This is a genomic window from Microcystis sp. LE19-41.2A (genome assembly GCF_027530405.1).
GTDB classification, from domain to species: Bacteria; Cyanobacteriota; Cyanobacteriia; order Cyanobacteriales; family Microcystaceae; genus Microcystis; species Microcystis aeruginosa.
Genome location: NZ_JAPZQJ010000531.1, coordinates 1 through 21,555, shown reverse-complemented (window position 1 = coordinate 21,555; position 21,555 = coordinate 1). Strand labels below are relative to the sequence as shown.

The following is a 21,555-nucleotide window of genomic DNA, read 5'->3' as shown; positions in this document are numbered from 1 at the left end:
GGGCCAATTACCTAATTTTCAGGGAAAAAGTCCAGGAATTTTCCCCCTGATCACTCCCATGCCCGGTACTTTTTGATTGACAAAAAGTCTAAAAGTCTTACCCAACAAGGTTTTTAGATTTATTCAGCAAACCCTAGTTAAGAGGAGTAGAAGCAGCAATCTCCCATTATAGTCTATAGTCGTAGGCTTAACGGTGAGATTGTCAACACCTAATCATACCCAAAACCTCAAACCTCAAAAATTGATATTCCTAAGCCATAAACGAAACTGTCGAGGAGAAAATTACCTACACAGGGCCAGCAAAAAAGTAATAGATTGGTGTATTCTCGATCAAATAGGGACGTTAATAATTGGGGCTTGCTGAATAAATCTAAAAACCTTGTTGGGTAAGACTTTTAGACCTTTTGTCAATCAAAAAGTACTGGATCTGGGAGTGATCGGGGGGAAATTCCTGGACTTTTTCCCTGAAAATTAGGTAATTGGCCACCTCAAAACTGGTAAAACCCCACACCCCACACCCCACACCCCACACCCTGCCACCACCGAAAAACTTTTTGCCGCAAACCCTAATTGGGCATAATGAGGGGATAAAACAATCTCTTAATCTAGGAAAGACAGATATTATTTTGATGAAAGGCTATGGGTATCAGCATCCTGAGAATCTGGGCGATCGCAGCTAACAGTTTTCGCGAGGTTATCCGCGATCGCATTCTTTACTTTATCGGGTTTTTTGCCTTGTTGATGGCCTTCGCTTGGCGTTTATTACCAGAAATTGCGGTGGGAACCCATCAGAAAATCTTTCTTGACTTGGGATTAGCCGCTATCGGGTTATTAGGGGTAATTGTTGCGGTTTTTGTGGGTACAGGGCTAATTAATAAGGAAATTGACAAGAGAACTATTTTAGTTTTGATTCCTAAACCCCTGAGTCGGGCCGAATTTATCCTCGGTAAACACTTGGGTTTGTCCGGGGTTTTAGCGGTGATGTTGGGGGTAATGTTGGTGATTTACCTGCTGATGTTGTCGGGGATGAAAGTATCTTTTCAAGCTTTACCCCTGATTGTCTCGGTTTTCTATCTCGGTTTGGAATTAATTCTCATCGCAGCCGTGGCGATCGCTTTTGGGGTATTTACCAGTTCGATTTTAGCCACGTTAATGACTTTTGGGGTCTATCTCATGGGTCACATCAGCAAAGATCTGATCCAATTGGGTATAATCAGCAAAAATGCCAATATCCTCGCTATCACTAAAAATATTTATCTAATTCTCCCAGATTTAGAGAGATTAAATTTTAGAAACGAGGCCGTTTATGGTTTGCTGCCTAGTGCTGATGTCTTAATCGCTAATGCCCTCTACAGTCTCGTTTATACTGGTCTATTATTGGGTATCTCCATCCTTATCTTTTCACGACGACAATTTTAACTGGGGTTGCCGAGTCAAGGAATGAATGTCATCGCCATCGATTAGTTTATAGACATGATTAGCCATGAAATTAAAGGCACAGCTGCATATTTTAAGTCGAGACGCGGTCAATTACGGACTGGCCCCCGTAGTCATGGAAGAAGCGGTTAATCCCGTCCTTGCGGCCATGGCCAGACAGTTAAAACATTTACAATACTATGTGGTGCAGAATAGCCAGGGTGATTGGTTACTAACCACCTTAGCCCATCGGCGGCAGCCGCAACAGGAGAAAAGGGTAATCTATGCCTTTGCTACGGAAAAAATGGCCATATCTGCTCAAAATACCCCCAATTCACCCCTATCAACGCTCCTGATTCCCGTAACCCATCTTTTATTCCAATTATTTGCCCTAGAAAAAGTAGATAGTATTATTTTTCTGGAAAATGCACACACTGCTCAAACGGGAAAAGAAATCTCCCGGACCCAATTAAAGGCCAATATTGAAAAACAACTGCAAAAACTAGCGGCAATTCCTCCCCATCTTGCTTAACCTAGTGTAACCAGAGAGATTTTTGAGAAAGGAGGGTGTCGCTAGTGTGGGCCACACTTCACCCCATCAGATATAGTAGAAGTACAGTATATAGATTCTCAACCGTAAAACGACGGGGTTTTAACCCAAATTTTCGATAAAACGGCCCTCGATTGTCAAGCTGTATCCCTAACAATGAAGCAGTTAAACTAGGAGCCGTCGGAGGCGAAAGTCTCACCCACGTTTCTCAAGGGGAGGAGATGGAGGTGACTCTATTCTCGAACCCTAATGGATAGATTGGACTCTATCAGTATCCGCCGCTACTAATATCTTAAATCTTAGCCAGAATGCCAGATTTACACTTGCTTAATCCTCATCCACGGGCCCTAGAAACCGCCTTCATCCCCACTGCCGACCGGTCTTTTTCCTCCCCTCTATCCCTCGACCTGGCCACAATTAATCAACGTTTTGACTCCGCTAACGCCGCAGAAATCGTCGCTTGGGCGGAAGCCACCTTTGGGGAAGGTTTGGTGATGAGTACCAGTTTCGGCATTCAAGCGGCGGTGATGTTGCACCTCGTCACCGCAATTATCCCCGATATTCCCATCATTTGGATCGATACCGGCTATCTTCCCCCAGAAACCTATCAATTTGCCGAAGACTTAAGCCAACGCCTCCATTTAAACCTGAAAGTTTATCAATCTCCCCTCAGTCCCGCCCGCATGGAAGCAATCCACGGTAAATTGTGGTCAAATAACGATCTCGACTCCCTCAATCTCTACGACAAAATCCGCAAAGTGGAGCCGATGCAACGGGCCCTGAAGGAATTAAAGGCCACCGCTTGGTTAGCGGGTTTACGTCGCGACCAAACCGACCACCGCAAAACTCTCCAATGGGTCAATCCACAGGGCGAACGTTACAAAATATTACCGATACTTGACTGGAATGCCAAAACCATCTATGACTATCTGACTAAATACGATCTTCCCTACCATCCCTATTTTGATCTAGGTTATGTCTCCGTGGGCGATTGGCACTCCAGTCGGCCTTTAACCGCCGATGATAGCAACGAACGAGACACCCGTTTCAAGGGTTTAAAACAAGAATGCGGTCTTCATTTACCCTTAACCCCCGGAGAAGCACAAAGTCTCGACGCAAGCTCCCTATAACTGCCGGGGTGGGAAATTTGCCGGTGCGATCGGTTCCTAGACGTTGGACAATGGTTAATGATTATTAATCCCCCATTAACCATGGCTATTTTAGAAAATTTTCTCGAAGTCGGCTCTCTCCAGTGGTTTTATCGACAGGTTAACCCCGCTCAACAACCGGACACAACCCCCGTGATCCTACTCCATGGTTTACCCGCCCATGGCTATATTTGGCGGGAATTATTGACCAGTTTAGAAGAATATAACATTAATGCTATTGCCCCCGATTGGATCGGTTCCGGTTTATCCGCTAAACCCGATGCCAGAGATTTCGCCTACACACCTAGCGCTTTTTGTCAAGCCTTGGCCGATTTTATTCAAGCTCTCCAATTGCCGAAAATCTCCCTCATTGTCCAGGGTTTTTTAGCCTCCGTCGGTTTACAATACGCCCTAGAAAATCCTGATAAAATTGAGCGCTTGATCGTTTTAAATACTCCCCTCTCCAGGGATGTTAAATTACCCTGGATAATGAAACAATGGGGGCTACCTTTCCTCGGAGATATGGCGACTCAAGACCCCTTATTAGTCGATCGTACTTTAGAAACCGGTAGCGGTTTTGTGATTAGTGATGCAGATCTGGCTATTTTCCGTCAACCTTATCTAAAAACTTCGGCAGTGGGTCGCGCTTTACTGGCCACGATTCGCAATTTAAACCTATCGAAAACTATGGCAGAAATTGAGACAGGTTTAGAGAACTTTGAAAAACCTATCCTTTTTGTCTGGGGAATGGGCGATCCTTGGTTATCTTCTGTCACTGTCGAAAAATTAGCTACTAAATCAGGAGTGGAATTAATCCCCCTCGCAGAAGCGAAACACTATCCCCAAGAACATTGGTCAAAAGAAATTAGTCCCCAGATTATTAATTTTCTCGGACGCAAAACCTAAAGAGCTATTTAAGGTGATGCAGAAATTGTCTCAATTACCCTTCTCTGATTATAGTAGAAGCGGAGGCTTCGCTTTTTCAAAATTTCTGCGTTTAGGGCTAGTAATTTATCGATATAACAAAAAATTATTGAAGTTTAAATAGTGATAAAAATTTTTGTTCGTTCAAAACGATAGGTAAGGAGGAGATATAGGAATAATTCTCTACAAAGACAATTTTTGGAGATTTATTTATGCAATTTAGAGAATTTGACTGGGATCAGTCTAAAAGATATTCTAATATAGAGAAGCATGGGATAGATTTTGCGGCTGTTCCTCCTATTTTCGATGGTCACTGTCTAATCAGAGAAGATAATCGCCAAGATTACCAAGAAATAAGGATGTGTTTGCTGGGACAATTAAACGGGATAATCTGTTATGTTGTCTATACTATAAGAGGGGAAACTTGCCGATTGATTAGTGCTAGGAGAGCAAACGAACGTGAGCGAAGAAAGTATCAAGAGAGTATCCCCCAAGATGGGGATTGTTAACACAAAAGAGGAAAGGCAAGATTTAACCGATTGGGAGCGAGTTAAATCGATGAGCGATGCAGAAATCGAGGCTAATGCTTTGTCAGATCCCGATGCGCTTCCTTTTGATGATGATTGGGAAAATGCGGCGATTATTTCTGCTTATAATAAATTAACATCTCAATAATTGCTAAAACTGATAATTGTCTCAGGGTTACTTGTTATGAAAGTTTAATAGACTGTTGTTCAAGAAAATAGTGATAAATTTTTTTGTTAGCTCAAAACAATAAGCAGGTAATCATTTGATAGTAATCATTCCACATTACCCTCAAATCGAATTACTTAATATTGATTATTTGAACCATATTTTCAAGTCTATGTATATAGGCCTGATGATAAGCTAAACGGCTTTTACTTCGGATCACCGATATAGACTCCAAAAGGGTTATAGCTGTTGGATCATGCAGGTTAAGCGCCGTTTAGCTTATCTCCATGCTTCTAAAATACTTTGTAATAATTCATCTTTTGAAAAACAACCAGAATCAGCTACATCTTCAATTTGTCTGATTAGATCATCTTCTAACTCCAATTCTAGCATACTCACTTGTTTAGTTGTGTCTGCCATACTTTTATCTATCTAAAAGTTGATGGAACTATCATACCATAGGAACTCAGCACTGTGGTATCTATTGAACCCCACATTACACCCACATTACACCCATTGCTATGCCTTGCATATATGTATATATAATACCACCTACTAAATACCCTATTATACCCCCTATTGTACCTAAGCATGAATAAAACCTAAGATTATTTTGGTTAAAATTTGCGAAAAATAGCCTTTTAATAACAAATAAGTCAATAAGTTGATGGTATTTGACCTATTGCACCCATTGAGTACCGTCAGGACTCGTTTATGTTGATTTGACATAGTTGACATATCTGGTGTAATTGCTTGACATATCCAGTGTAATAGTTGGTTGACATATCTGGTGTAATTAGGGTAAGATAGGATACTGTAGTTAGGATGCTAAGTTTCTAAAGGCAGACTATTATGGACATCTATGAGAAAGGACGATGACAACCCTTAAATCAAACTGTAGGGTCAATTCATGAATTGACCCTACTATAGCCCTCAATGGTAAAAATGGCTCTTCTCGACCTTAGTGATCAGTTATCAGTGAATCGATACAATCCATTCACTGAATTAACAAAAAAAAATGGCTACCAGACAATTTCGAGTAAATCTTAGTCAAAAGGACTCTGAATATCTTAAAGAAATAGCTAAAGAGCTAGACTTAACAGAGTCTGAAGTCATTCGTAAAGGATTAAAACTCATGGCTTTATATGCTAAAACTGAGACGGAGGAAGATACTCAATTAATACTGCAAAAAGGTAATGAACAGAGACCACTACTAATTGTTTAGTTATGACCAGTGATTCAAAAAATGAGACAGAGGAAGTTAACAACCCAAAAGCTCCCAGCGCTTCTTTGGCTCTTCCAACTGAAAGGAACTCTGTGCGTCATAATCTAAAGAAGAATCCGGAGCCTTATCATTTAGACAATGAAGTATCTGAATTTGATAAACCAGCTACAGCTATATCACCCTCAGACCAAAGACATAATTTTAATACTAAAGTAGCTGGTTCCTTAGCAAAGTGGCTTTGGTTGGGATTGTTAGCCACTGCTGGTTTACAAATTCTTTCTATTTGTCTCATTTCTTTTGCTTCTCTTGGAATTTTTAATTTAAATATAAATTTGAAAGCTATCGAAGAACAAGAAGTACAAAGTAGAGTGGATAAAGCGGCAACCCTAATTAATGATTCTTCTAAGACAATTTATACTTTTTTAGGGCCAATAGCCACAGCAGTCACTGCCTTTTATTTTAGTGGTTTGGGTAGTTCGTCGAAAACTAACGATGAAAACTCTGAAAATGAAAAAAATGAATAGAACTTTCAAAAAAACACGAAAAAATCTCTCCCATTGGTAATTTTAGTACAAGGGCTAGAAATATCAACCCCAGAAACCTCTCCTCCCCACTCTCCTATACTTTTAAAGTGGAAGAAAGTTTTAGCTTAATTAATCTGGTTAGAGGCCTGTTTTTGTCGTTTCTAAATACCCCTGATAACTTGACCGGAACTGTTCGATCGATAGGTTCTTTGTCCAATATTCTACCAGAGCATGACCCCAGGCCCAAGCTTCCTTGTCGGCAGTGCTAGAATTTTCTAATAGTATTGGCCAAAGTGCCAATAAATCAAAACTTTTATTCTCTGGATTCAAGAGAGAAGAAAGCTCGTAGGCCATCTGTAATTTACCGATCGCTACTGGTAATTGTTCCACAGGAATTTGTTCAGCTAAAAGATAGGCTAAAGTCGGTCTTCCCGTGGCTAAAGTGGAGATAAAACCTAGAATAGGACTTTTTAATAGGGCCGTTAAACCTTGCCCCGTGGCCATCTGTAAAGTATAGCGATCGATTATTTTCGCCGCTGCCAGGGTTCGAGTTTCCAAATCCGCTAAAAAACGGGCTAAACGCAACTGTTTGGCGGGCGAAATTGCCCCCAGTAAAGCGATTGATAACTCCTCATCCCCCCAAGCTTCTCTATCTGGCTGTTGACTGACCATCGGCAAAATGCGATCGCAGAGATCCTCGAATAATTCCGCCCGATACTGCAAGCATTCGCGGATATTGACTTCTTTGGGACTTTCTCCCGTCAGCCAATTATAGGGGGGTTGCCACTCTCGCAGCGGACGCAGGCGATCGACTTGAGAAACACAGACTATAACTGGTAAATTGTCAATAGTTTGTTGCAAATCTTTAAGAAAAGCCTCATCCATGGCCAGGGCGGGATCGAGGGCGGGAGTTACCAGAATCAATAAATCGGCGTTTTCGGCATAATTGAGAACCTTTTGCCGATAATCAGCCCTATTTGCCTGTTCATAGCCCGGGGTATCCCAGAGGATTAACTCGTCCCCTTCTGAGGTTTGCCAATGGTAGGATTGGATCGCGTCGGTACTAGGCAATAGATCCACTTGGGCTAAATCGGCCCGAAAGAGAGTATTAATTAAACTGCTTTTGCCGGCCCCGGTGCGTCCAACCAGCAGAATGTTAACCGGTTGGCGATCGATTTCCGTGATCGGTTCAGCTTGGGCGAGAATTTCCTTGAGAGTAGTGGTGGCGATTTTGGTCTTGGTGGGGAGAGTTGGGGCGAGATTACTGCCACTGTAGAGTAACACCGCTTGGCGAGAGAGATTTCTTAGGGCATTTTCCCGCAAAACTTGCCCTAAATTGACTAATAATTGCTGATCCGCTTGATCGCTGTATTTTTGACTGGCAACTTTAGCCACAGCCGCAGCGGGATTGATTACCCATTGCGCCCAATTCCAGACTTGCCAAAGTTTCTGGGCCGAGGGTTGCAATTTTTGATAAACTTCGTAGGCCTGATAGGCTTGGCCGATGGTGATTTGATTCAGGGCCGGGGAAAGATTCCGCATCCAGCGATCGCTATCATCCACGGTTCCCCGAATTAAACCGTAGGCCTGGGGAATGTAAATATTTAATAAGGGGTACTTGACATCGGGGTAATATATATGGGCGATGGCACTGACCAAATCCTGACAGCGTTGCCAAAAAGTCGCCCAATCTTCCCAAACCGGGCGATCATTGCGGGCTTCGACGATAATCCTCTCGATAATTTCCTCGACATTGCCCCCGGAATCACCGTCGGGAGAGGTTAATTCTGCCTTAATTTCGCCAATGGTGGCTTCAATTTCCCCGACTACTGGGCGCGTCCATTTGACCAACAGGAAGCGCCAAGCGACAAAAATCAGGGTAAAAACTGCCCAAATCCAATTTAAACCCCATTGATGGATCTGAAAGCCGGCGGCCACGATCAGAAAGATGACCACGGCGGCGATCGGAACTGCTAAAATCAATCCTTGCCAAGTTTTTAACCGTAACATTGCTCGATCTGGTTTTTTTCCATTCTACCGATCTCTGATTCTCGGTTAGGGGGCAGTCCTGATGCCAAAGTTGGCACCGCCAAGCCTGAAAATATTCTGATTGACGAATTGGCGTTATTTCAGCTTCTATTTTCCAGTCAGTCCCGATGAAAAAATTTTCACCCCCACAGATGAAAGAGGTTTCCTTCCCTACACCCCACACCCCACACCCTACACCCTCTTTCAAGTCAGAAATTAGACAGTGGCATCAATTTGGGCGAGGATTGCTGTGGACAACTGACAAAGTTGTTGATGACAAGGACCATTACTAGCCATGATCCCCCCCCATTGCCGCACATCGCCGCGATTATAGCGCACGGGTTGACCGTCAAAATAGGAAAATTTGCCGCCTGCTTCCGTTAAAATCAACTCTGGAGCGGCAAAATCCCAGTCTTTAGCCGCCGATTTCCCCGATAGGGAGATATAAACATCGGATTTTTGTTCGAGGATAGTGGCAATTTTACAGCCCACACTACCCACATAATTTTTACCGAAGAAGGGTATTTGACTTAATAAATTATCAAAACGTTGGTCGCGATGGGTACGACTAACCACCAGATAGAGATCGGTAATTTTATCTTTATTGGCAACTTTTACCTGTGTAATATTTCCGTCGCTAGTTTCTAGAAAAGTGCCTTTTCCTTTTTGGGCAAAATAGAGTTTTCCTTGATCCGGCAGGGCAACCACGGCGATGATCGGTCTTCCTTGATAACATAAGGCGATATGTAGGGCATATTCTCCCGTTTTGTCGATAAAATCGCGGGTTCCGTCCAAAGGATCGATAATCCATACCCAATCTTTCGGGATAGCTTCATTACCCTGATGGGTTTCCTCGCTCAGATAACCAAAGTCGATATCAGAAAAATTTGTTTGTAATTCCCCTAAAATATAGTTATTTGCCGCTAAATCCGCCGCCGTCACTGGTCCGCCTTTTTTCTTCTTGTTGACGGCTAAATCCTGTTCACCCCGGTGGTAGGATTGGAGAATTTTAGCACCACCCCAACCGACGGCACGAGTCACAGCTAAAATGCGATCGAGTGTTTCGGTATCTTGACAGGTTAAATTAATCATAAAATAGCCTCAGTTTTTCAGACTTATTATACTAAATCCGTTGAGTATAGGCTACTCATAGAGGAGAGGCAAAAGGCAAAAGGCAAAAGGCAAAAGGGGAAATAAATAATCAGTTTTTCAGACCTATTATCTACTAAATTGAAAGACTGGCATCTTAGCTTATCATCTCTTGCTTCCTAACTCCTGACTGGCTTAATGTTGCTCTTGCCAAAAATAATCGGCGGGTTTTTTGGTTTCTGCTGGTGATGATTGAGGAGCGTCTCCCAAGAAAACCGAACGCTGGATGACGCGATCGCCTAATCTTCTTTGGACTCGACTGGGAATACCGTAACCGTAGGCAATATGACCTTTTCCTGCTAGGACGATGATCTGATAGTCGGGATGAGCTTGCCAGAATTTAGCGATCGCATCGGCCATGGTTTCATCCCAGAGAACCTGTGCCAGAAAAAAGCGATCGAATCCCTGACTACTGCCCCCCGTGTGTTGCTCATAAACGGCTAATATCTGTTGACGGTATTCCTCGTTATCCTGGTTTATTTCGCTTTTAGGGGGGATGTAGGTCATTTCTGAGGTGGAGAGGCTTTCTAAGCCCTCCCGTGCCACTTTTCTAGTGATTTCCGTGGGTGTATTTAGGGCGATAGCTGGTAGTTTTTTCGCCTTGGCCAAGCGCAGGATCGGGGCGTAAAATTCCCAATCAAATCCCCAACGTTGGTCGTATTCACTTTTTTCTCTCAACTGATTTTCGCTAATTTTGCCGGCTAAATACTGATCCAAATAGATTTGGTAAGGACGTTGAAACATCTCAAAAGCGATCGCTATTTGGGGATTATTAGCCTGTAAATACTCGATAATAGCTAATTGGGCCTGATGGTCGGCTTGACTATCGTGCCTTTCCCCCAGATAAATAATCTCGGCTGTTTTTAAATCGGCCAGAATTTGTTTTTGGCTATTAGTAAAACTCCAGGCCTGGGGCAGCAAAATAAACAGTAAGCAGAGGGCAAGGAAAACGGGAAAAAAGCGTCGAGAGAATTTCATCTTTTTAAAGGTCTTTTAAGAAACTGATCTTAACCGAAGCCAAGACAAAAAGGGTGAGCAATGCCCACCCGCAAAAATTTTCAGAGAACCTTTCTGGTTTAGTAGGTTTCTACGTGCCAGCGATGTTCTTTTTTCAGTTGTTTCTGATAGACAGACCAATCGGTGCCATTTTTATTGGCAGCACCACTGATAGCATCGTCGATACCATCTTCCATCCCTTTAAGTCCGCACATATAAGCGTGGGTTTTGGGACTTTGGAGTAGATTCCAGATTTCGTCAGCGTGTTCGGCTACCCGGTGTTGAATATACATTCTGCCGCCCTGGGGATTTTGCTGTTCCCGGCTGATGGCATAGGTGAGACGGAAGTTATCGGGGAATTCCGCCGCGATTTTCTCTAATTCTTCTTGGTAGAGAATATTGGCCGTTTTGGGAACTCCGAAAATCAACCAAGCTAGACCTTTGAATTTATAATCTTCGTGTTGTTCCTTGAACATCCGCCAGAGGAAAGCTCGGAAGGGAGCGATTCCCGTCCCGGTGGCCATCATAATGATAGTGGCATCTTCATCACTGGGCAGCAGCATTTCCTTACCCACCGGACCAGTAATAGCCACATCGGCACCCACCTCTACATTACAGAGATGGGTGGAACAAACTCCATAAACGGTTTCCTTGGTTTCTGGATGTTGGTATTCTAACTGACGCACGCAGAGGGATACGGTTTTATCGTCTAATTTATCACCATGACGGGTGGAGGCGATCGAATAGAGTCTCAATTTATGAGGTTTGCCATTAGCATCGGTACCCGGGGGGATAATACCGATACTTTGGCCTTCTAAATAGCGTAAATCGCCCCCAGAAAGGTCAAAGGTGACGTGTTGTACGATGCCGATACCCCCCTCATCAACGAGAGGATAATTCTCGATACATTTGCCGATAAAGGGTTGATTCGGACGGTAGATGTTGACGGGGATATCTGTTTTTTCTTTCGCTTGAGTCATGGCCTTTTTCTTGGTCTGTTCGGGGACGGGCGATGATTGAGCGATTGGCTGTGGTGTGGAGGCACTAGAAACAGTTGCTACGGGGGCAATCCCATTGAAGGGTTTGATGCTGACGATACGACCACCTAAACGGGTAATCCGACGCATTTCTTGATTCATGCGACTGTAGGGAACCGTGAAAAACACGCTTCCACTCTGACGGATTGAATAATCCAAGCTGTCAGTATTGTCGTTTTGATTGAGACCCGCCACTTCGTAAACAAATAAACGGTTTCCCGCTAGTGTACTCGGACTGTACATTAAATATAACTCCCAACTCAAGTCACGATAATCGTTCCATAGTTTAGCCTATCATCGGTACACTACACCTAGGCCTAATTGAGAGTTATCTTAAAAAAACCACAGACATCGCTTTTATCCTTTTGGATAGGATAGGTCAACTCTCTGGTTAAAATCTGTTACATTTGCAGCATTTTACTTTTTATTAAGATTTCTGCTACTTTTCCCCATTTATGCTAAAAATCCCCCTGGTTGGCCTGATGAGGACAAGAGCGGGGGACAGATATTAGCAATAATTATTTTTTCAACTACTCGGCCGCGGCTGCGTTTAAGGGTTTAATGCTGACGATGCGAGCGCCTAAACGGGTAATCCGACGCATTTCTTGATTCATGCGGCTATAGGGAACGGTTAAAAAGACACTGCCACTCTTACGGATAGAATAATCTAGGTTATCAGTATTGTCATTTTGACTCAAACCGACGACTTCATAGACAAAAAGGCGGTTTTCCTTGGCACTAGAGAGACTTTGCATCGAAATGGCTCCTACATTGATGTTATAGTTCTCTAGTTTAGCCTAGCAGGGAGACTAGCAATCTAGTTAGGGTTTGCGGCAAAAAGTGTATTGGTGGGGCTAGGGTGTAGGGTGTGGGGTGTAGGGTGTAGGGTGTAGGGTTTTATTTTAAGGTACTTTTCCCCTGAAATTTCCCCCCGATCCCTCCAATGGCTGGCACTTTTTGATTGACAAAAAGTCTAAAAGTCTTAACCAACAAGGTTTTTAGATTTATTCAGCCAAATCTAGTTAATGGCCGATTTACAGCCGTTTATTGTACCATAACGCTCGATCGCAATTGTCCACAGGCCGCATCGGTCGCTAAACCTCTCGAATAACGGACAGTAACGGCGACTTTTTCCTGTTCTAAAATAGTTTTAAAAGCCTTAATTCTCTTTTCATCAGGCCGCTGATAATCCACCTCTTGAATGGGATTAAGTGATCGCTGTTAATTGTTTGAAGATCAGCCTGCTGATAAGTCGCAACGCTACCTCCTTGATCTAGTGTAGTCGATTGATGTCGTACTACTTATCATCCTTGATGATGTCTCGCAGATCTGTACTGACCTGGAAGGAAAATAGAAATGTCCCTTTAGGGGTTTGTATAGTAGTAAATCTCCAAAAAAGAGAAATTTGTTCATGTCGAGTTCTTAGCAAGAAACTTTTTATATTATACGTATCTTGAACGCTAGTATATTCTTGCAGAACCGTATAGTCTTTACAGACACCGTACTCCTGATTGAATACCTTCAAAACACTTTTTACCATAGAAATTTGTTGATTAATTTTATCTAAGGCATCTTTTCGATCTTTTTCACTTGAATCTGAATGTAGTGATATAAATTTGATCGCACTATCCCTCCAAAAATCGACCGCCCCATCAATATTACCCGCTTTGTAAAGCTGCAAAAAATCACGAACAGGCACAGGAAGTTGTGCCATCTCCTCATCATCAATTACGATCAAGGTGGGTGTGGTTGGTTCTTGGCCGACAAGTAGCGGTTGACTATAAGCTACCCCAGGAAAACAATTAAAAACCGCTAAAGTTCCTAAAGCTGCAATTGCTAATATTTGACTTTTCATGATCCTTACCCCCGAACTCGAAAAAATCACCAACAGTCGAGTTACTGCGGTTGACAAGTACTAAAATCTACTTCTCTGAAAAAATTCCGTGGCAGCATAACCAAAACCGCTAGTTAGGGTCTGCTGAAGGGGCAGGGTGTGGGGTGTGGGGTGTGGGGTGTAGGGTTTTATACCATTAACCCATCCGACAAATAATTGTGCCTCCCTACTTAATCGGGCAGATCAAAGAGAACGCCCGTCATATAACGCTCTGCCCATTCCCAACCAAAGGCTTTTTCTAGTACACGCCGAGTTTTATCGTTTTTCTGCTGTTGACTACAATAATCCCGTTGTCCCTGTAAATAAATGCGCGCTTCTTCCCCAGAAAGAGGCTGACTTTCCCTAGCACATTTGCAGTGAATTGTCAAGAAATCTGTTACTCTTTGTAAAAATTGTCGTTCCTCGGCGGCGGTTTCGGGACGAATAAACAGACAATATTCCGAGAAAATATGACCCCAAGGCGGCAAATCACGAGCTTGAGCGAAATCGACCCCAGGTAAAGCCGCTAAAGCTTGATTATAGGCACTAGAGAGGGTTTTATCGACACTGGTGGGAGAAAGATCCACAATAGCGGCACTGATTCCCGCTTTGCCGGAGACTATATCACATCCAAACATCGGCAGCGGATATTCTGGACGGGGGAACATGACACAGTGAAGTATATCCAAACCATTGCCCAGTTTAGCCAGTTCTAGGTGCATTTTGCGGAACTGGGGGGTTTGATAGCAGCGATTCTCGATAATTAATTTTTCCCCTTCTAAACGTCCCTCCACATAGCCTAAACCTTCGGGTAACTCAAAGGGCGACAAATCAAGATAATTTTCCCAGTGGGACAGAATTGCTGTGGCTAATTGTCCAATCAGGGGATGAAGTAACGGTAAAATTTCAGGGTTGGTAACGGCTATCATAGGTCAGTTATCAGTTATCAGTTATCAGTTATCAGTTATCAGTCATCAGCTTTTTGCTCCCTATCTCCCGTCTCCTGACTCCTGACATCTAAAATCCACTTTACCCCATGGAGCGATCGAGATTAAAACTGGGAAATATAAAATTAACTTCTTTGTCCTTCTCCCAATTTACCCTATGGTTAGCAGTGCCGCTCGTCCAAGACCTTCCTTAAAAACCCTCTGGCAAAAGATAGAATCTTCTCCCTTGCCAGAAACCGAGGAATCGATTATTTTAAGAATTCTGGTGCAAGCTTTAGTAATCGTCGGTATTATCGCCACCGATGTGGCTACTGATAGTTATACCAGTATTTGGGCCGTTCCTCTCAGTATTATCGGCGGAATCTGGAGTTGGCGACGCAGGAAAAAGCGCAATATTGGGGCAAAATTTTGTATAGCGATCGGAATGTTGGTAGTGTTGGCGCTATTCTTGGGTAATATCGTTGCGATGCAGGATAGTCGCATTGCTCTAACACAATTATTAATTCAATTACAAATTCTCCATAGTTTTGACCTGCCCCGACGCAAAGACTTAGGTTATTCTATGGTAATCGGTTTAATTCTCTTGGGAGTCGCCGGGACAATCTCTCAAACCCTTGCTTTTGCGCCTTGGTTAATCCTCTTTCTGCTTTTATCCCTACCTACCCTAGTTTTAGACTATCGTTCTCGTTTAGGTTTAGATAATCTCAATCAGAGTCTCCCTTTCTTGGCAAAGAAACCCCCCCGTCTAGCTACAAAAAAATTAGTTTCCCCACAAAATTCTCCCCTTTCTCCCAAACGTTTCGGGATTTTCTTTCTGACAATTCTCCTCTTGGGATTGACAATTTTTGCCCTGATGCCGCGTTTTCCTGGTTATCAAATTCAATCTTTTCCCGTCAATAGTCCAGGAGGTATGGAAAATCAGGATTTTGAACAGGGAGACCGACAAATCGTTAACCCCGGCTATGTGCGCGAGGGTGAAACGGGGAATGGTGGCGTAAATGGCGGTAATAGTCCCACTGCGGGGTCAGGACAGCTAGATTCTACCTTTTATTACGGTTTTAACACCCAAATCAACCAAAATTTGCGGGGAAGTATGACTCCCCAGATAGTCATGCGGGTACGTTCTCAAGCCCCCGGATTCTGGCGGGCGATGGCGTTTGATCGCTATACTGGTCAAGGGTGGCAAATCTCGCGAGATCAAGAATTAGAGGATTTAAATCGCAGTAGTTGGTCCTATCGCTTTTTTGTGCCGTTACCCGCAACCCAAGCAAAAACTCATCAGGTAGTCCAAACTTACAGCATTGTCTCCAGTTTACCGAATATTATCCCTGCTCTTACTTCGCCCCAGTTTCTCTTTTTTCCCACTCGACAGGTATCTCTGGACCGAGAAAATAGCTTAAGGTCGCCGGGAGGATTAGCAGAAGGGCTAACTTATACTGTAATCTCACAAGTGCCAGAACGCAATCGCAGCCAACTGCGATCGGCACCAGAAACCTACCCTAAGTCTATTCTCAAGTATTATTTACAAATTCCTGCTGAAATTGCCCCGAAAGTCCGCCGAAAAACCGAGGAATTGCTGGCAAAATCTCCCACACCGTTAACCTCTCCCTACGAGAAGGCCCTATATTTGGCCCAAGCATTAAAGCAAAACTATGAATTAAAAACCGATTTGCCCTTTTTAGCCGAAAATGAGGATTTAGTCCCGGCCTTTTTGTTTCGTTTTCAGGGGGGTTACGCCGATCATTTTTCCACCGTGTTAACGATTATGTTACGCTCGATCGGTATTCCTGCCCGATTAGCCACCGGTTTTGCCCCTGGCCAGTTTAATCCTTTTACTGGCTTTTATGTTGTCCAAAATACGGACGCTTACGCCATCACAGAGGTGTTTTTCCCTGGTTACGGTTGGTACACTTTCGATCCTATCCCGGGCCACGAATTAATTCCCCCATCCTTTGAGGAAGCGGAACCTTTTAGCGTCCTCAAGCAATTTTGGCAATGGGTGGCCGGATGGTTGCCCTCCCCAGTAACGGGTTTTCTCGGCCTGATTTGGGAAAATGTTATCGTTACTATCGGTCAGTTATTGGCCTGGTTATGGCGCTTTATTTCCGGCAGTCTTTTCGGGGGAATTCTCGGCGGTTTAGTCGGGGTCGTCTTCGCTTACGCTGGTTGGTTAGGATGGGGACAGTTCCATCGTTGGCGTCGGGGTCGCCGGTTAGCAAAACTACCACCAATCGAGCGTTTATACCAGCAAATGTTAGGAATCTTAACAGAAGCTGGTTATGGTAAACATCCCGCTCAAACCCCTTTAGAATACGCCACCGCCGCCCGCAGCGTCCAACCGCCGCCAGTGGCGAATATTATCGAGGAGATTGCTCGCGCCTACGTTGATTGGCGTTACGGCGGGAAATCGGCTAATATCGAGAGATTACGCCAACGTTTTCGAGAGTTGCCCAAGCTGGTGAAAAAGTGAGCTTGAGCCTATAGTTAGGGTTTGCCGAAAAAGTTTCAGCAAATCCTAGATTTAACGATGTCTTAACGCTATTCATAATGTGTCCACATCCGCAGGATTTTAACTATACCCTCAGATTGAATAACTTCGTACACAAGACGATGCTGAATGCTTATTCGCCGAGAGTACACACCATTCAAATCTCCCACTAACTTTTCCTAAGGCGGGGGATTTTGGAATGGATTGACCTGAAGAATGTCAAGTAACATCTGCGCTTTATTTTTTAAATGACTAGAATTAAGCTTCTTAGCGTCTTTCTGCGCCTGTTTGGTGTAAACCAATTTCCACCTCACCATTCTAGCTCCTCAGCACATTCTTCAACCGGCGTTGCCAGTCCCTCCCGAATTGATTCTCGCATCCCCGGAATTGAGAGGAGATATAACGTTTCTTGTACCGATTTCCAATCCCCTTCAGATAGCAAAACTGCATTACCATCGCATCCCTCAATAATAATGGGTTCGTGGGAAACAGTCACTGAATCAATCAAATCCTGCAACTTTTGTTGAGCCTCATTAACTGGGATCATAAATCCTCTTAATTGTTTTCTACCAGCGCCGAAAGAAAATCCTCCGATAATCCTAGCGCCAATTACCCAAACCTGACTCCATTCGTAACTATCTCGGTGCTTACCCTAACGGCACTGGTAAGGCGATATTCTGACTTCATTCCAAACGACAAGTTTAAACAAATCTAAGCGCTTTCCTCACTAGATAATCGTCCTTCAATCGGTTCGTATTCATCTTCCAAGAGCCAGAGTTGAGCCTCTTCATAATCTGGAAACGCCTTGACGAGACGGTACTTTTCAGCAGGATCAAAAACATAACACCCCCTCGCCTTATCGATCAACACTAGCAGGATATAGGGAGGGGACTGCATGGAATCCACCCAAACTTCTAGGAAGCGCCAATTATCCTTCACTAGGTCGGGTTCGAGGAATTGCGTGATATTCGTTGTTTGCATTAATCTTAACCTCGCCGTAGAATAAAGAAGACTTTAAACCATCTGGGCTGATACGACAACCAATCGCTTCGGCAAAGAATAGCCCATAGCGCTCATAGTTTCGAACATTGCCCGTGTATTCACCCCTTTCCATGATAGCCTGAATAACTCGTAGCATTGTATCTTCATCTTTAAACACATGAATAGCTCGTCCTCGTAACAGTAATCTCCGTGATTGTGGAGTATTCGGTAGATGTTTAGAAATATGCTTAGTGTCAAGAAAAATCTCGCGATTAATTCCGCTCATAATGGTTAGACTTCAACGTCTCTAATAATTGCTGGAATCGGCAGGCCGTCTTCCGCTAAAGCCGCAATATAACCGGCAATCGCCTCTTTTATATTAATCAAGGCTTCTTCTTTCGTTTTTCCCTGACTAACACAGCCCTTGAGACTTGGACACTCCACAATCCAATAGCCATCTTCGTCTCGATATACAATGACTTGCCTCATTTTCCCACTCGCTCTTTAAGAAGTGTTAATAATTACCCCTAATCATAGCAAGCAACTCAGCGAAATTTATTTACCGTTCCCACATTAGCCTTCCCCCCAACGTCATCTCTAGATTTAGCCCCGGCGCTGGAGAATACTTACACTAGCGGCACTGGTTTTTCGCAACCAAAGTAAATTACAGATATTAAATTGAGAGTAACTAAACTTGACAATCAGTTTAACAATGCGCTAGAGTAACTGAAACTTCTAGACTGTAACGCTGGCTGAAGGGAAGCTATTAATTTCGACTAAATTTCTTTACTACTAAACTCAGAAAATATAATTATGACAAACTATCAAACAGAAATCCTAATCAAAGTTCCTTTAGATGTTGCTGAAACTTATTGGAATGCAACGGAAGAAGAGCGTCAAAAAATAGCAGAAAAAATCGCTTTTTATGTTCAATCTTCAAATTTATCTAGAAAAGAATCTCTGGACAAATTATATAAAACGATGGATACTATTGGACAAAAAGCACAAGAGAGAGGATTAACCCTTGAAATTTTAGAATCTCTCTTAAATGAAGATGACTAGACGCTTTGTTCTCGATACCAATGTTATTATCAGTTAATATCGAGAGTTTACGCCAACGTTTTCGAGAGTTGCTCAAGCTAGTGAAAAAGTGAGCTTGAGAGCAGTTATCTTAATGGTGAGGTAGGAAGTTTTCGTTTTGGGGAGTCGGTCGCCGGTCGTCCATAGCAAATTAGGTTACACTTTATCTTGATGAGAAAGGCTATAAACAACACTATGTTAAGAAATGTAATCAAGGCCGAAACCCTTACTGTTGCCTTGTCTGCACAGTTAACTTTATTTTTGTCCGACTACCGATAATTCTCAGCCAGCAATTTAAGTAGGGAGGCACAATTATTTGTAGGATGGGTTAGCGGTAGCGTAACCCATGCAGGCGTTGGGTTTCATGCTTCAACCCAACCTACGTTCATCTTATATTTAATTCCACCCACCCACTTATAAGCAGATCAATGTCATCTTGTCAAGTATTTGAACAATCAATTCAGATTAAAGCTAGTGCCACGACGGTAGAGCGTTGTATCACGGATTTAGAGTTAATGCGTCGTTGGTTGAATCCATTGTTAGTTTGTGAACCTATCGGGGATTGGAAGACCGATATCGGTGGGAGAAGTCGTTTTTTGATTCAAATTCCCCTAATTCAGCCAACGCTAAAAAGTACGGTAATTGAGAGGGAACCGGGGTTAATTGTCTGGCAATTTGAAGGCTTTTTTCGTGGTTGCGATCGCTGGGAATGTCAACCCAATGATGGCGGCACTTGTCTAATCAATCGTTTTGAGTTTGCGATTCCTAATCCGGTTGTGGGGTGGGGATTCCAGCAATTCGCCGCTAAATGGACTAAAAAGGATATGGAAGCGCAATTAAGACGCTTAAAACGAGTAGCCGAGGAAATTTATCTACTTTCAGCAACAAGTTAAGCTGATGGGGTGGTAAGCGGGGGGTTTTGGGGATGGGAGAATACCCTCACCCCCAACAGCTAACCCCTGATCCCTAATCGATCGAGATCGACTGGGGACCGTTGCCATTATCCTGATTATTGTCGTTAAAACTGACTAATCCCTGCTGTTCTAACCATTTTTTGAGGGGATCGTCCGAGAGTTTCAAGCGCAGTAATCCAGAGGCAAAACCACCGAAAAAAGCGATCGGTTGTTGAATCAGTTCTTTAACAACGGGTTGTAATTCATCGAGAAACATCTTATTCTATCTCCTGATATTGTCACACCTATCAATGTTAAGTTAATTGAAGTGATTCTGTAAGACTAGCATGACTGAAACTCCCAACACGGTGAAAAAATCTTTCCGGCTAACCCCGTTTATTTTCCTAGGAATACTGCTCATCTGGCTAGGAATTAGGTTAATTGCTCCCGATAGCGTTAGTTTATTCGCCGGTACTCGTCCCGATTATTTGGGAGTCAGGGAGGGTAAACTGGCTCCTTGTCCGGTCACTCCTAATTGTGTTAGTAGTCAGAGTCAGGATCAGGCTCATGCGATCGAACCCCTTAGTTATCAGGGTAGCGGCGAAGAAGCGATCGAGCAATTAGCTAAAATTATCGCCTCCCAACCGAGAACTAAAATTATTAGCCAAGATAGTAACTATCTCTACGCCGAATTTAGCAGTCAATGGATAGGATTTGTCGATGATCTGGAATTTTTTCTTAATCCTAGCAAAAATGCGATCGATGTTCGCTCGGCCTCCCGGTTAGGAGAATCGGATTTAAATGTCAATCGAGAACGAGTGGAAACCCTGAGAAAACTCTTTTCAGTGATCAGTAATCAGTAAACGGTGAACTGACTCGGAGAATAATATAAGAAAAATTATGTTTCGTCCCCAACCGATACCAGCAAAAGCAGGACAGGAATCCGTCTGGGATTATCCTCGTCCCCCGCGCCTAGAATTATCGCCTAAACACCTAAAAATTATCTTTAATGGTGTGATAATTGCCGATACTAAAAGCAGTTATCGAGTTCTAGAAACCAGTCATCCTCCAGTTTATTATCTACCGCCCCAAGATATTAAAATGGAATACCTGCAAGCCACAGCAGAAAAGTCTTTTTGTGAGTGGAAAGGTCTAGCGGGATATTACAATATCACCGTTGGCGACCAACAGGCAATTAACGCCGCTTGGTATTATCCGGACCCAACACCAGAGTTTCAGGCAATTAAGAATTATCTGGCTTTTTATCCTGCCAAAATGACCGCTTGTTATGCCGACGGCGAATTAGTACAACCGCAGCCTGGCAACTTTTACGGGGGATGGATAACCTCCGATGTGGTTGGTCCGTTTAAAGGCGCTCCCAATAGTTGGGGCTGGTAATCACGTTAAGTAAGTAGGGTTTGCTGAAAAAGTTGATTGGTGGAGTCAGGAGTCAGGAGATTATTTTTATTTATTCTTCCCACACCCCACACCCCACAACCCACACCCCACACCCCACTTCCCCAAAACCCCACTTCCCACACCCCACACCCCACACCCCACACCCCACACCCCACACCCCACTTCCTAACCTCCCAAATCTCTT

29 protein-coding genes and 2 pseudogenes are annotated in these 21,555 nt (G+C 43.4%); 16 read left to right on the top strand and 15 right to left on the bottom strand.

Annotated features, from left to right (window positions below; translation table 11 throughout):
• Positions 1-479: 479 nt before the first annotated feature.
• The 7 genes from O9290_RS22455 (at position 480) to O9290_RS22425 (ending at position 4,713) form a co-directional block, all read left to right on the top strand.
• On the top strand, positions 480-680 hold the full coding sequence (locus O9290_RS22455) for a hypothetical protein (RefSeq protein WP_155726783.1): 201 nt from the start codon (positions 480-482) through the stop codon (positions 678-680).
• Complete coding sequence (locus O9290_RS22450; RefSeq protein ID WP_002762589.1) at positions 640-1,419, top strand: ABC transporter permease; 780 nt, start codon at positions 640-642, stop codon at positions 1,417-1,419. Before O9290_RS22455 ends, O9290_RS22450 begins: the two co-directional genes overlap by 41 nt.
• A 64-nt stretch (positions 1,420-1,483) precedes the next feature.
• The gene (locus O9290_RS22445; protein ID WP_287739446.1) at positions 1,484-1,948 is read left to right on the top strand and encodes a hypothetical protein; all 465 of its coding nucleotides are present in this window, start codon (positions 1,484-1,486) and stop codon (positions 1,946-1,948) included.
• 326 nt (positions 1,949-2,274) lie between these two features.
• Entirely contained in the window at positions 2,275-3,096 is an 822-nt protein-coding gene (cysH, locus tag O9290_RS22440; RefSeq protein WP_288055653.1) for a phosphoadenosine phosphosulfate reductase, read from the top strand.
• A gap of 57 nt (positions 3,097-3,153) precedes the next feature.
• The gene (locus O9290_RS22435; protein WP_002762599.1) at positions 3,154-4,020 is read left to right on the top strand and encodes an alpha/beta fold hydrolase; all 867 of its coding nucleotides are present in this window, start codon (positions 3,154-3,156) and stop codon (positions 4,018-4,020) included.
• Between the two features lie 230 nt (positions 4,021-4,250).
• A complete protein-coding gene (locus O9290_RS22430) occupies positions 4,251-4,547 on the top strand; it encodes a BrnT family toxin (RefSeq protein WP_043995702.1) in 297 nt (98 codons plus the stop codon).
• Positions 4,534-4,713: a hypothetical protein gene (locus O9290_RS22425; RefSeq protein WP_024970469.1), complete on the top strand. Its 180-nt coding sequence runs from the start codon at positions 4,534-4,536 to the stop codon at positions 4,711-4,713. Before O9290_RS22430 ends, O9290_RS22425 begins: the two co-directional genes overlap by 14 nt.
• A 297-nt stretch (positions 4,714-5,010) precedes the next feature.
• On the opposite strand, the gene O9290_RS22420 is transcribed toward O9290_RS22425, so the two are convergent.
• Entirely contained in the window at positions 5,011-5,151 is a 141-nt protein-coding gene (locus O9290_RS22420) for a hypothetical protein (RefSeq protein ID WP_242034545.1), read from the bottom strand.
• A 598-nt stretch (positions 5,152-5,749) separates the two neighbouring features.
• On the opposite strand from O9290_RS22420, the gene O9290_RS22415 reads away from it, so the two are divergent.
• Together O9290_RS22415 and O9290_RS22410 are read left to right on the top strand one after the other, a co-directional pair.
• Positions 5,750-5,956 carry a hypothetical protein gene (locus tag O9290_RS22415; RefSeq protein ID WP_002762605.1) on the top strand — a complete coding sequence of 69 codons (207 nt, stop codon included), beginning with the start codon at positions 5,750-5,752 and terminating at the stop codon, positions 5,954-5,956.
• A gap of 2 nt (positions 5,957-5,958) precedes the next feature.
• Complete coding sequence (locus O9290_RS22410) at positions 5,959-6,480, top strand: hypothetical protein (protein ID WP_002762607.1); 522 nt, start codon at positions 5,959-5,961, stop codon at positions 6,478-6,480.
• Between the two features lie 138 nt (positions 6,481-6,618).
• On the opposite strand, the gene O9290_RS22405 is transcribed toward O9290_RS22410, so the two are convergent.
• Positions 6,619-8,490 (bottom strand): GTPase family protein, encoded by a 1,872-nt coding sequence (locus tag O9290_RS22405; RefSeq protein ID WP_288055649.1) that lies wholly within the window; start codon positions 8,488-8,490, stop codon positions 6,619-6,621.
• Between the two features lie 100 nt (positions 8,491-8,590).
• Between O9290_RS22405 and O9290_RS22400 the strand changes: the two genes are divergently transcribed.
• Complete coding sequence (locus O9290_RS22400; protein WP_002733871.1) at positions 8,591-8,728, top strand: hypothetical protein; 138 nt, start codon at positions 8,591-8,593, stop codon at positions 8,726-8,728.
• Here the strand turns inward: O9290_RS22400 and O9290_RS22395 are convergent.
• The 7 genes and pseudogenes from O9290_RS22395 to O9290_RS22365 all read right to left on the bottom strand — a co-directional run bounded on the left by O9290_RS22395 (position 8,725) and on the right by O9290_RS22365 (position 14,492).
• Positions 8,725-9,600 (bottom strand): 3'(2'),5'-bisphosphate nucleotidase CysQ family protein, encoded by an 876-nt coding sequence (locus tag O9290_RS22395; RefSeq protein WP_288055646.1) that lies wholly within the window; start codon positions 9,598-9,600, stop codon positions 8,725-8,727. The genes O9290_RS22400 and O9290_RS22395 overlap by 4 nt on opposite strands.
• A gap of 192 nt (positions 9,601-9,792) precedes the next feature.
• Positions 9,793-10,635, bottom strand: a complete 843-nt coding sequence (locus tag O9290_RS22390; protein WP_288055643.1) for a ChaN family lipoprotein — start codon at positions 10,633-10,635, stop codon at positions 9,793-9,795.
• Between the two features lie 98 nt (positions 10,636-10,733).
• Positions 10,734-11,933, bottom strand: a complete 1,200-nt coding sequence (gene cpcD/petH / locus O9290_RS22385; protein ID WP_002762614.1) for a bifunctional rod-capping linker CpcD/ferredoxin--NADP reductase PetH — start codon at positions 11,931-11,933, stop codon at positions 10,734-10,736.
• Positions 11,934-12,220: 287 nt separating this feature from the next.
• Entirely contained in the window at positions 12,221-12,445 is a 225-nt protein-coding gene (gene cpcD, locus O9290_RS22380) for a rod-capping linker protein CpcD (protein WP_002732223.1), read from the bottom strand.
• 289 nt (positions 12,446-12,734) lie between these two features.
• A pseudogene (locus tag O9290_RS22375) lies at positions 12,735-12,899 on the bottom strand (dual-specificity RNA methyltransferase RlmN); the annotation flags it as partial.
• Positions 12,900-12,987: 88 nt separating this feature from the next.
• Positions 12,988-13,545 carry a hypothetical protein gene (locus O9290_RS22370; protein WP_288028124.1) on the bottom strand — a complete coding sequence of 186 codons (558 nt, stop codon included), beginning with the start codon at positions 13,543-13,545 and terminating at the stop codon, positions 12,988-12,990.
• A gap of 209 nt (positions 13,546-13,754) precedes the next feature.
• Positions 13,755-14,492 carry a phycocyanobilin:ferredoxin oxidoreductase gene (locus O9290_RS22365; protein ID WP_288027035.1) on the bottom strand — a complete coding sequence of 246 codons (738 nt, stop codon included), beginning with the start codon at positions 14,490-14,492 and terminating at the stop codon, positions 13,755-13,757.
• A gap of 175 nt (positions 14,493-14,667) precedes the next feature.
• Between O9290_RS22365 and O9290_RS22360 the strand changes: the two genes are divergently transcribed.
• Positions 14,668-16,980, top strand: a complete 2,313-nt coding sequence (locus O9290_RS22360) for a transglutaminase TgpA family protein (protein WP_288058562.1) — start codon at positions 14,668-14,670, stop codon at positions 16,978-16,980.
• A 68-nt stretch (positions 16,981-17,048) separates the two neighbouring features.
• Here O9290_RS22360 and O9290_RS22355 read toward each other — a convergent pair.
• From O9290_RS22355 to O9290_RS22340, 5 genes and pseudogenes are all read right to left on the bottom strand, one after another.
• Positions 17,049-17,315: pseudogene (locus O9290_RS22355) on the bottom strand (Txe/YoeB family addiction module toxin).
• Positions 17,309-17,545 carry a type II toxin-antitoxin system Phd/YefM family antitoxin gene (locus O9290_RS22350; protein ID WP_002762994.1) on the bottom strand — a complete coding sequence of 79 codons (237 nt, stop codon included), beginning with the start codon at positions 17,543-17,545 and terminating at the stop codon, positions 17,309-17,311. The pseudogene O9290_RS22355 and the gene O9290_RS22350 overlap by 7 nt, the downstream one beginning before the upstream one ends.
• Positions 17,546-17,709: 164 nt before the next feature.
• Positions 17,710-17,979 carry a hypothetical protein gene (locus O9290_RS22345; RefSeq protein WP_002736772.1) on the bottom strand — a complete coding sequence of 90 codons (270 nt, stop codon included), beginning with the start codon at positions 17,977-17,979 and terminating at the stop codon, positions 17,710-17,712.
• On the bottom strand, positions 17,927-18,265 hold the full coding sequence (locus O9290_RS28600) for a DUF6972 family protein (protein ID WP_002762993.1): 339 nt from the start codon (positions 18,263-18,265) through the stop codon (positions 17,927-17,929). Before O9290_RS28600 ends, O9290_RS22345 begins: the two co-directional genes overlap by 53 nt.
• A 5-nt stretch (positions 18,266-18,270) precedes the next feature.
• Positions 18,271-18,468 carry a type II toxin-antitoxin system HicB family antitoxin gene (locus O9290_RS22340; RefSeq protein ID WP_002762992.1) on the bottom strand — a complete coding sequence of 66 codons (198 nt, stop codon included), beginning with the start codon at positions 18,466-18,468 and terminating at the stop codon, positions 18,271-18,273.
• Positions 18,469-18,792: 324 nt separating this feature from the next.
• Here O9290_RS22340 and O9290_RS22335 point away from each other — a divergent pair, with 324 nt between their 5' ends.
• Entirely contained in the window at positions 18,793-19,041 is a 249-nt protein-coding gene (locus O9290_RS22335) for a hypothetical protein (protein WP_002762990.1), read from the top strand.
• 446 nt (positions 19,042-19,487) lie between these two features.
• A complete protein-coding gene (locus tag O9290_RS22330) occupies positions 19,488-19,952 on the top strand; it encodes an SRPBCC family protein (RefSeq protein ID WP_002762988.1) in 465 nt (154 codons plus the stop codon).
• Positions 19,953-20,025: 73 nt separating this feature from the next.
• Here the strand turns inward: O9290_RS22330 and O9290_RS22325 are convergent, their stop codons facing one another.
• On the bottom strand, positions 20,026-20,229 hold the full coding sequence (locus tag O9290_RS22325; protein WP_002762986.1) for a ssl0294 family protein: 204 nt from the start codon (positions 20,227-20,229) through the stop codon (positions 20,026-20,028).
• A 70-nt stretch (positions 20,230-20,299) separates the two neighbouring features.
• On the opposite strand from O9290_RS22325, the gene O9290_RS22320 reads away from it, so the two are divergent.
• The 3 genes from O9290_RS22320 to O9290_RS22310 form a co-directional block, all read left to right on the top strand.
• Positions 20,300-20,815 carry a DUF1499 domain-containing protein gene (locus O9290_RS22320; protein WP_288058561.1) on the top strand — a complete coding sequence of 172 codons (516 nt, stop codon included), beginning with the start codon at positions 20,300-20,302 and terminating at the stop codon, positions 20,813-20,815.
• A 37-nt stretch (positions 20,816-20,852) separates the two neighbouring features.
• Positions 20,853-21,350 carry a DUF427 domain-containing protein gene (locus O9290_RS22315; RefSeq protein ID WP_002762983.1) on the top strand — a complete coding sequence of 166 codons (498 nt, stop codon included), beginning with the start codon at positions 20,853-20,855 and terminating at the stop codon, positions 21,348-21,350.
• A gap of 20 nt (positions 21,351-21,370) precedes the next feature.
• The coding region (locus O9290_RS22310) for a hypothetical protein (RefSeq protein WP_288087565.1) at positions 21,371-21,555 on the top strand (185 nt) is incomplete at its 3' end.

Coding starts and splice junctions, on each gene's coding strand:
- O9290_RS22365 (WP_288027035.1), bottom strand. CDS start 14,492: ATGATAGCCGTTACCAACCCTGAAATTTTACCGTTACTTCATCCCCTG.
- O9290_RS22330 (WP_002762988.1), top strand. CDS start 19,488: ATGTCATCTTGTCAAGTATTTGAACAATCAATTCAGATTAAAGCTAGT.
- O9290_RS22395 (WP_288055646.1), bottom strand. CDS start 9,600: ATGATTAATTTAACCTGTCAAGATACCGAAACACTCGATCGCATTTTA.
- O9290_RS22315 (WP_002762983.1), top strand. CDS start 20,853: ATGTTTCGTCCCCAACCGATACCAGCAAAAGCAGGACAGGAATCCGTC.
- O9290_RS22415 (WP_002762605.1), top strand. CDS start 5,750: ATGGCTACCAGACAATTTCGAGTAAATCTTAGTCAAAAGGACTCTGAA.
- O9290_RS22370 (WP_288028124.1), bottom strand. CDS start 13,545: ATGAAAAGTCAAATATTAGCAATTGCAGCTTTAGGAACTTTAGCGGTT.
- O9290_RS22360 (WP_288058562.1), top strand. CDS start 14,668: ATGGTTAGCAGTGCCGCTCGTCCAAGACCTTCCTTAAAAACCCTCTGG.
- cysH (WP_288055653.1), top strand. CDS start 2,275: ATGCCAGATTTACACTTGCTTAATCCTCATCCACGGGCCCTAGAAACC.
- O9290_RS22435 (WP_002762599.1), top strand. CDS start 3,154: ATGATTATTAATCCCCCATTAACCATGGCTATTTTAGAAAATTTTCTC.
- O9290_RS22450 (WP_002762589.1), top strand. CDS start 640: ATGGGTATCAGCATCCTGAGAATCTGGGCGATCGCAGCTAACAGTTTT.
- cpcD/petH (WP_002762614.1), bottom strand. CDS start 11,933: ATGTACAGTCCGAGTACACTAGCGGGAAACCGTTTATTTGTTTACGAA.
- O9290_RS22340 (WP_002762992.1), bottom strand. CDS start 18,468: ATGAGGCAAGTCATTGTATATCGAGACGAAGATGGCTATTGGATTGTG.
- O9290_RS22420 (WP_242034545.1), bottom strand. CDS start 5,151: ATGGCAGACACAACTAAACAAGTGAGTATGCTAGAATTGGAGTTAGAA.
- O9290_RS22320 (WP_288058561.1), top strand. CDS start 20,300: ATGACTGAAACTCCCAACACGGTGAAAAAATCTTTCCGGCTAACCCCG.
- O9290_RS22350 (WP_002762994.1), bottom strand. CDS start 17,545: ATGATCCCAGTTAATGAGGCTCAACAAAAGTTGCAGGATTTGATTGAT.
- O9290_RS22390 (WP_288055643.1), bottom strand. CDS start 10,635: ATGAAATTCTCTCGACGCTTTTTTCCCGTTTTCCTTGCCCTCTGCTTA.
- cpcD (WP_002732223.1), bottom strand. CDS start 12,445: ATGCAAAGTCTCTCTAGTGCCAAGGAAAACCGCCTTTTTGTCTATGAA.
- O9290_RS22335 (WP_002762990.1), top strand. CDS start 18,793: ATGACAAACTATCAAACAGAAATCCTAATCAAAGTTCCTTTAGATGTT.
- O9290_RS28600 (WP_002762993.1), bottom strand. CDS start 18,265: ATGAGCGGAATTAATCGCGAGATTTTTCTTGACACTAAGCATATTTCT.
- O9290_RS22425 (WP_024970469.1), top strand. CDS start 4,534: ATGGGGATTGTTAACACAAAAGAGGAAAGGCAAGATTTAACCGATTGG.
- O9290_RS22405 (WP_288055649.1), bottom strand. CDS start 8,490: ATGTTACGGTTAAAAACTTGGCAAGGATTGATTTTAGCAGTTCCGATC.
- O9290_RS22410 (WP_002762607.1), top strand. CDS start 5,959: ATGACCAGTGATTCAAAAAATGAGACAGAGGAAGTTAACAACCCAAAA.
- O9290_RS22445 (WP_287739446.1), top strand. CDS start 1,484: ATGAAATTAAAGGCACAGCTGCATATTTTAAGTCGAGACGCGGTCAAT.
- O9290_RS22430 (WP_043995702.1), top strand. CDS start 4,251: ATGCAATTTAGAGAATTTGACTGGGATCAGTCTAAAAGATATTCTAAT.
- O9290_RS22345 (WP_002736772.1), bottom strand. CDS start 17,979: ATGCAAACAACGAATATCACGCAATTCCTCGAACCCGACCTAGTGAAG.
- O9290_RS22325 (WP_002762986.1), bottom strand. CDS start 20,229: ATGTTTCTCGATGAATTACAACCCGTTGTTAAAGAACTGATTCAACAA.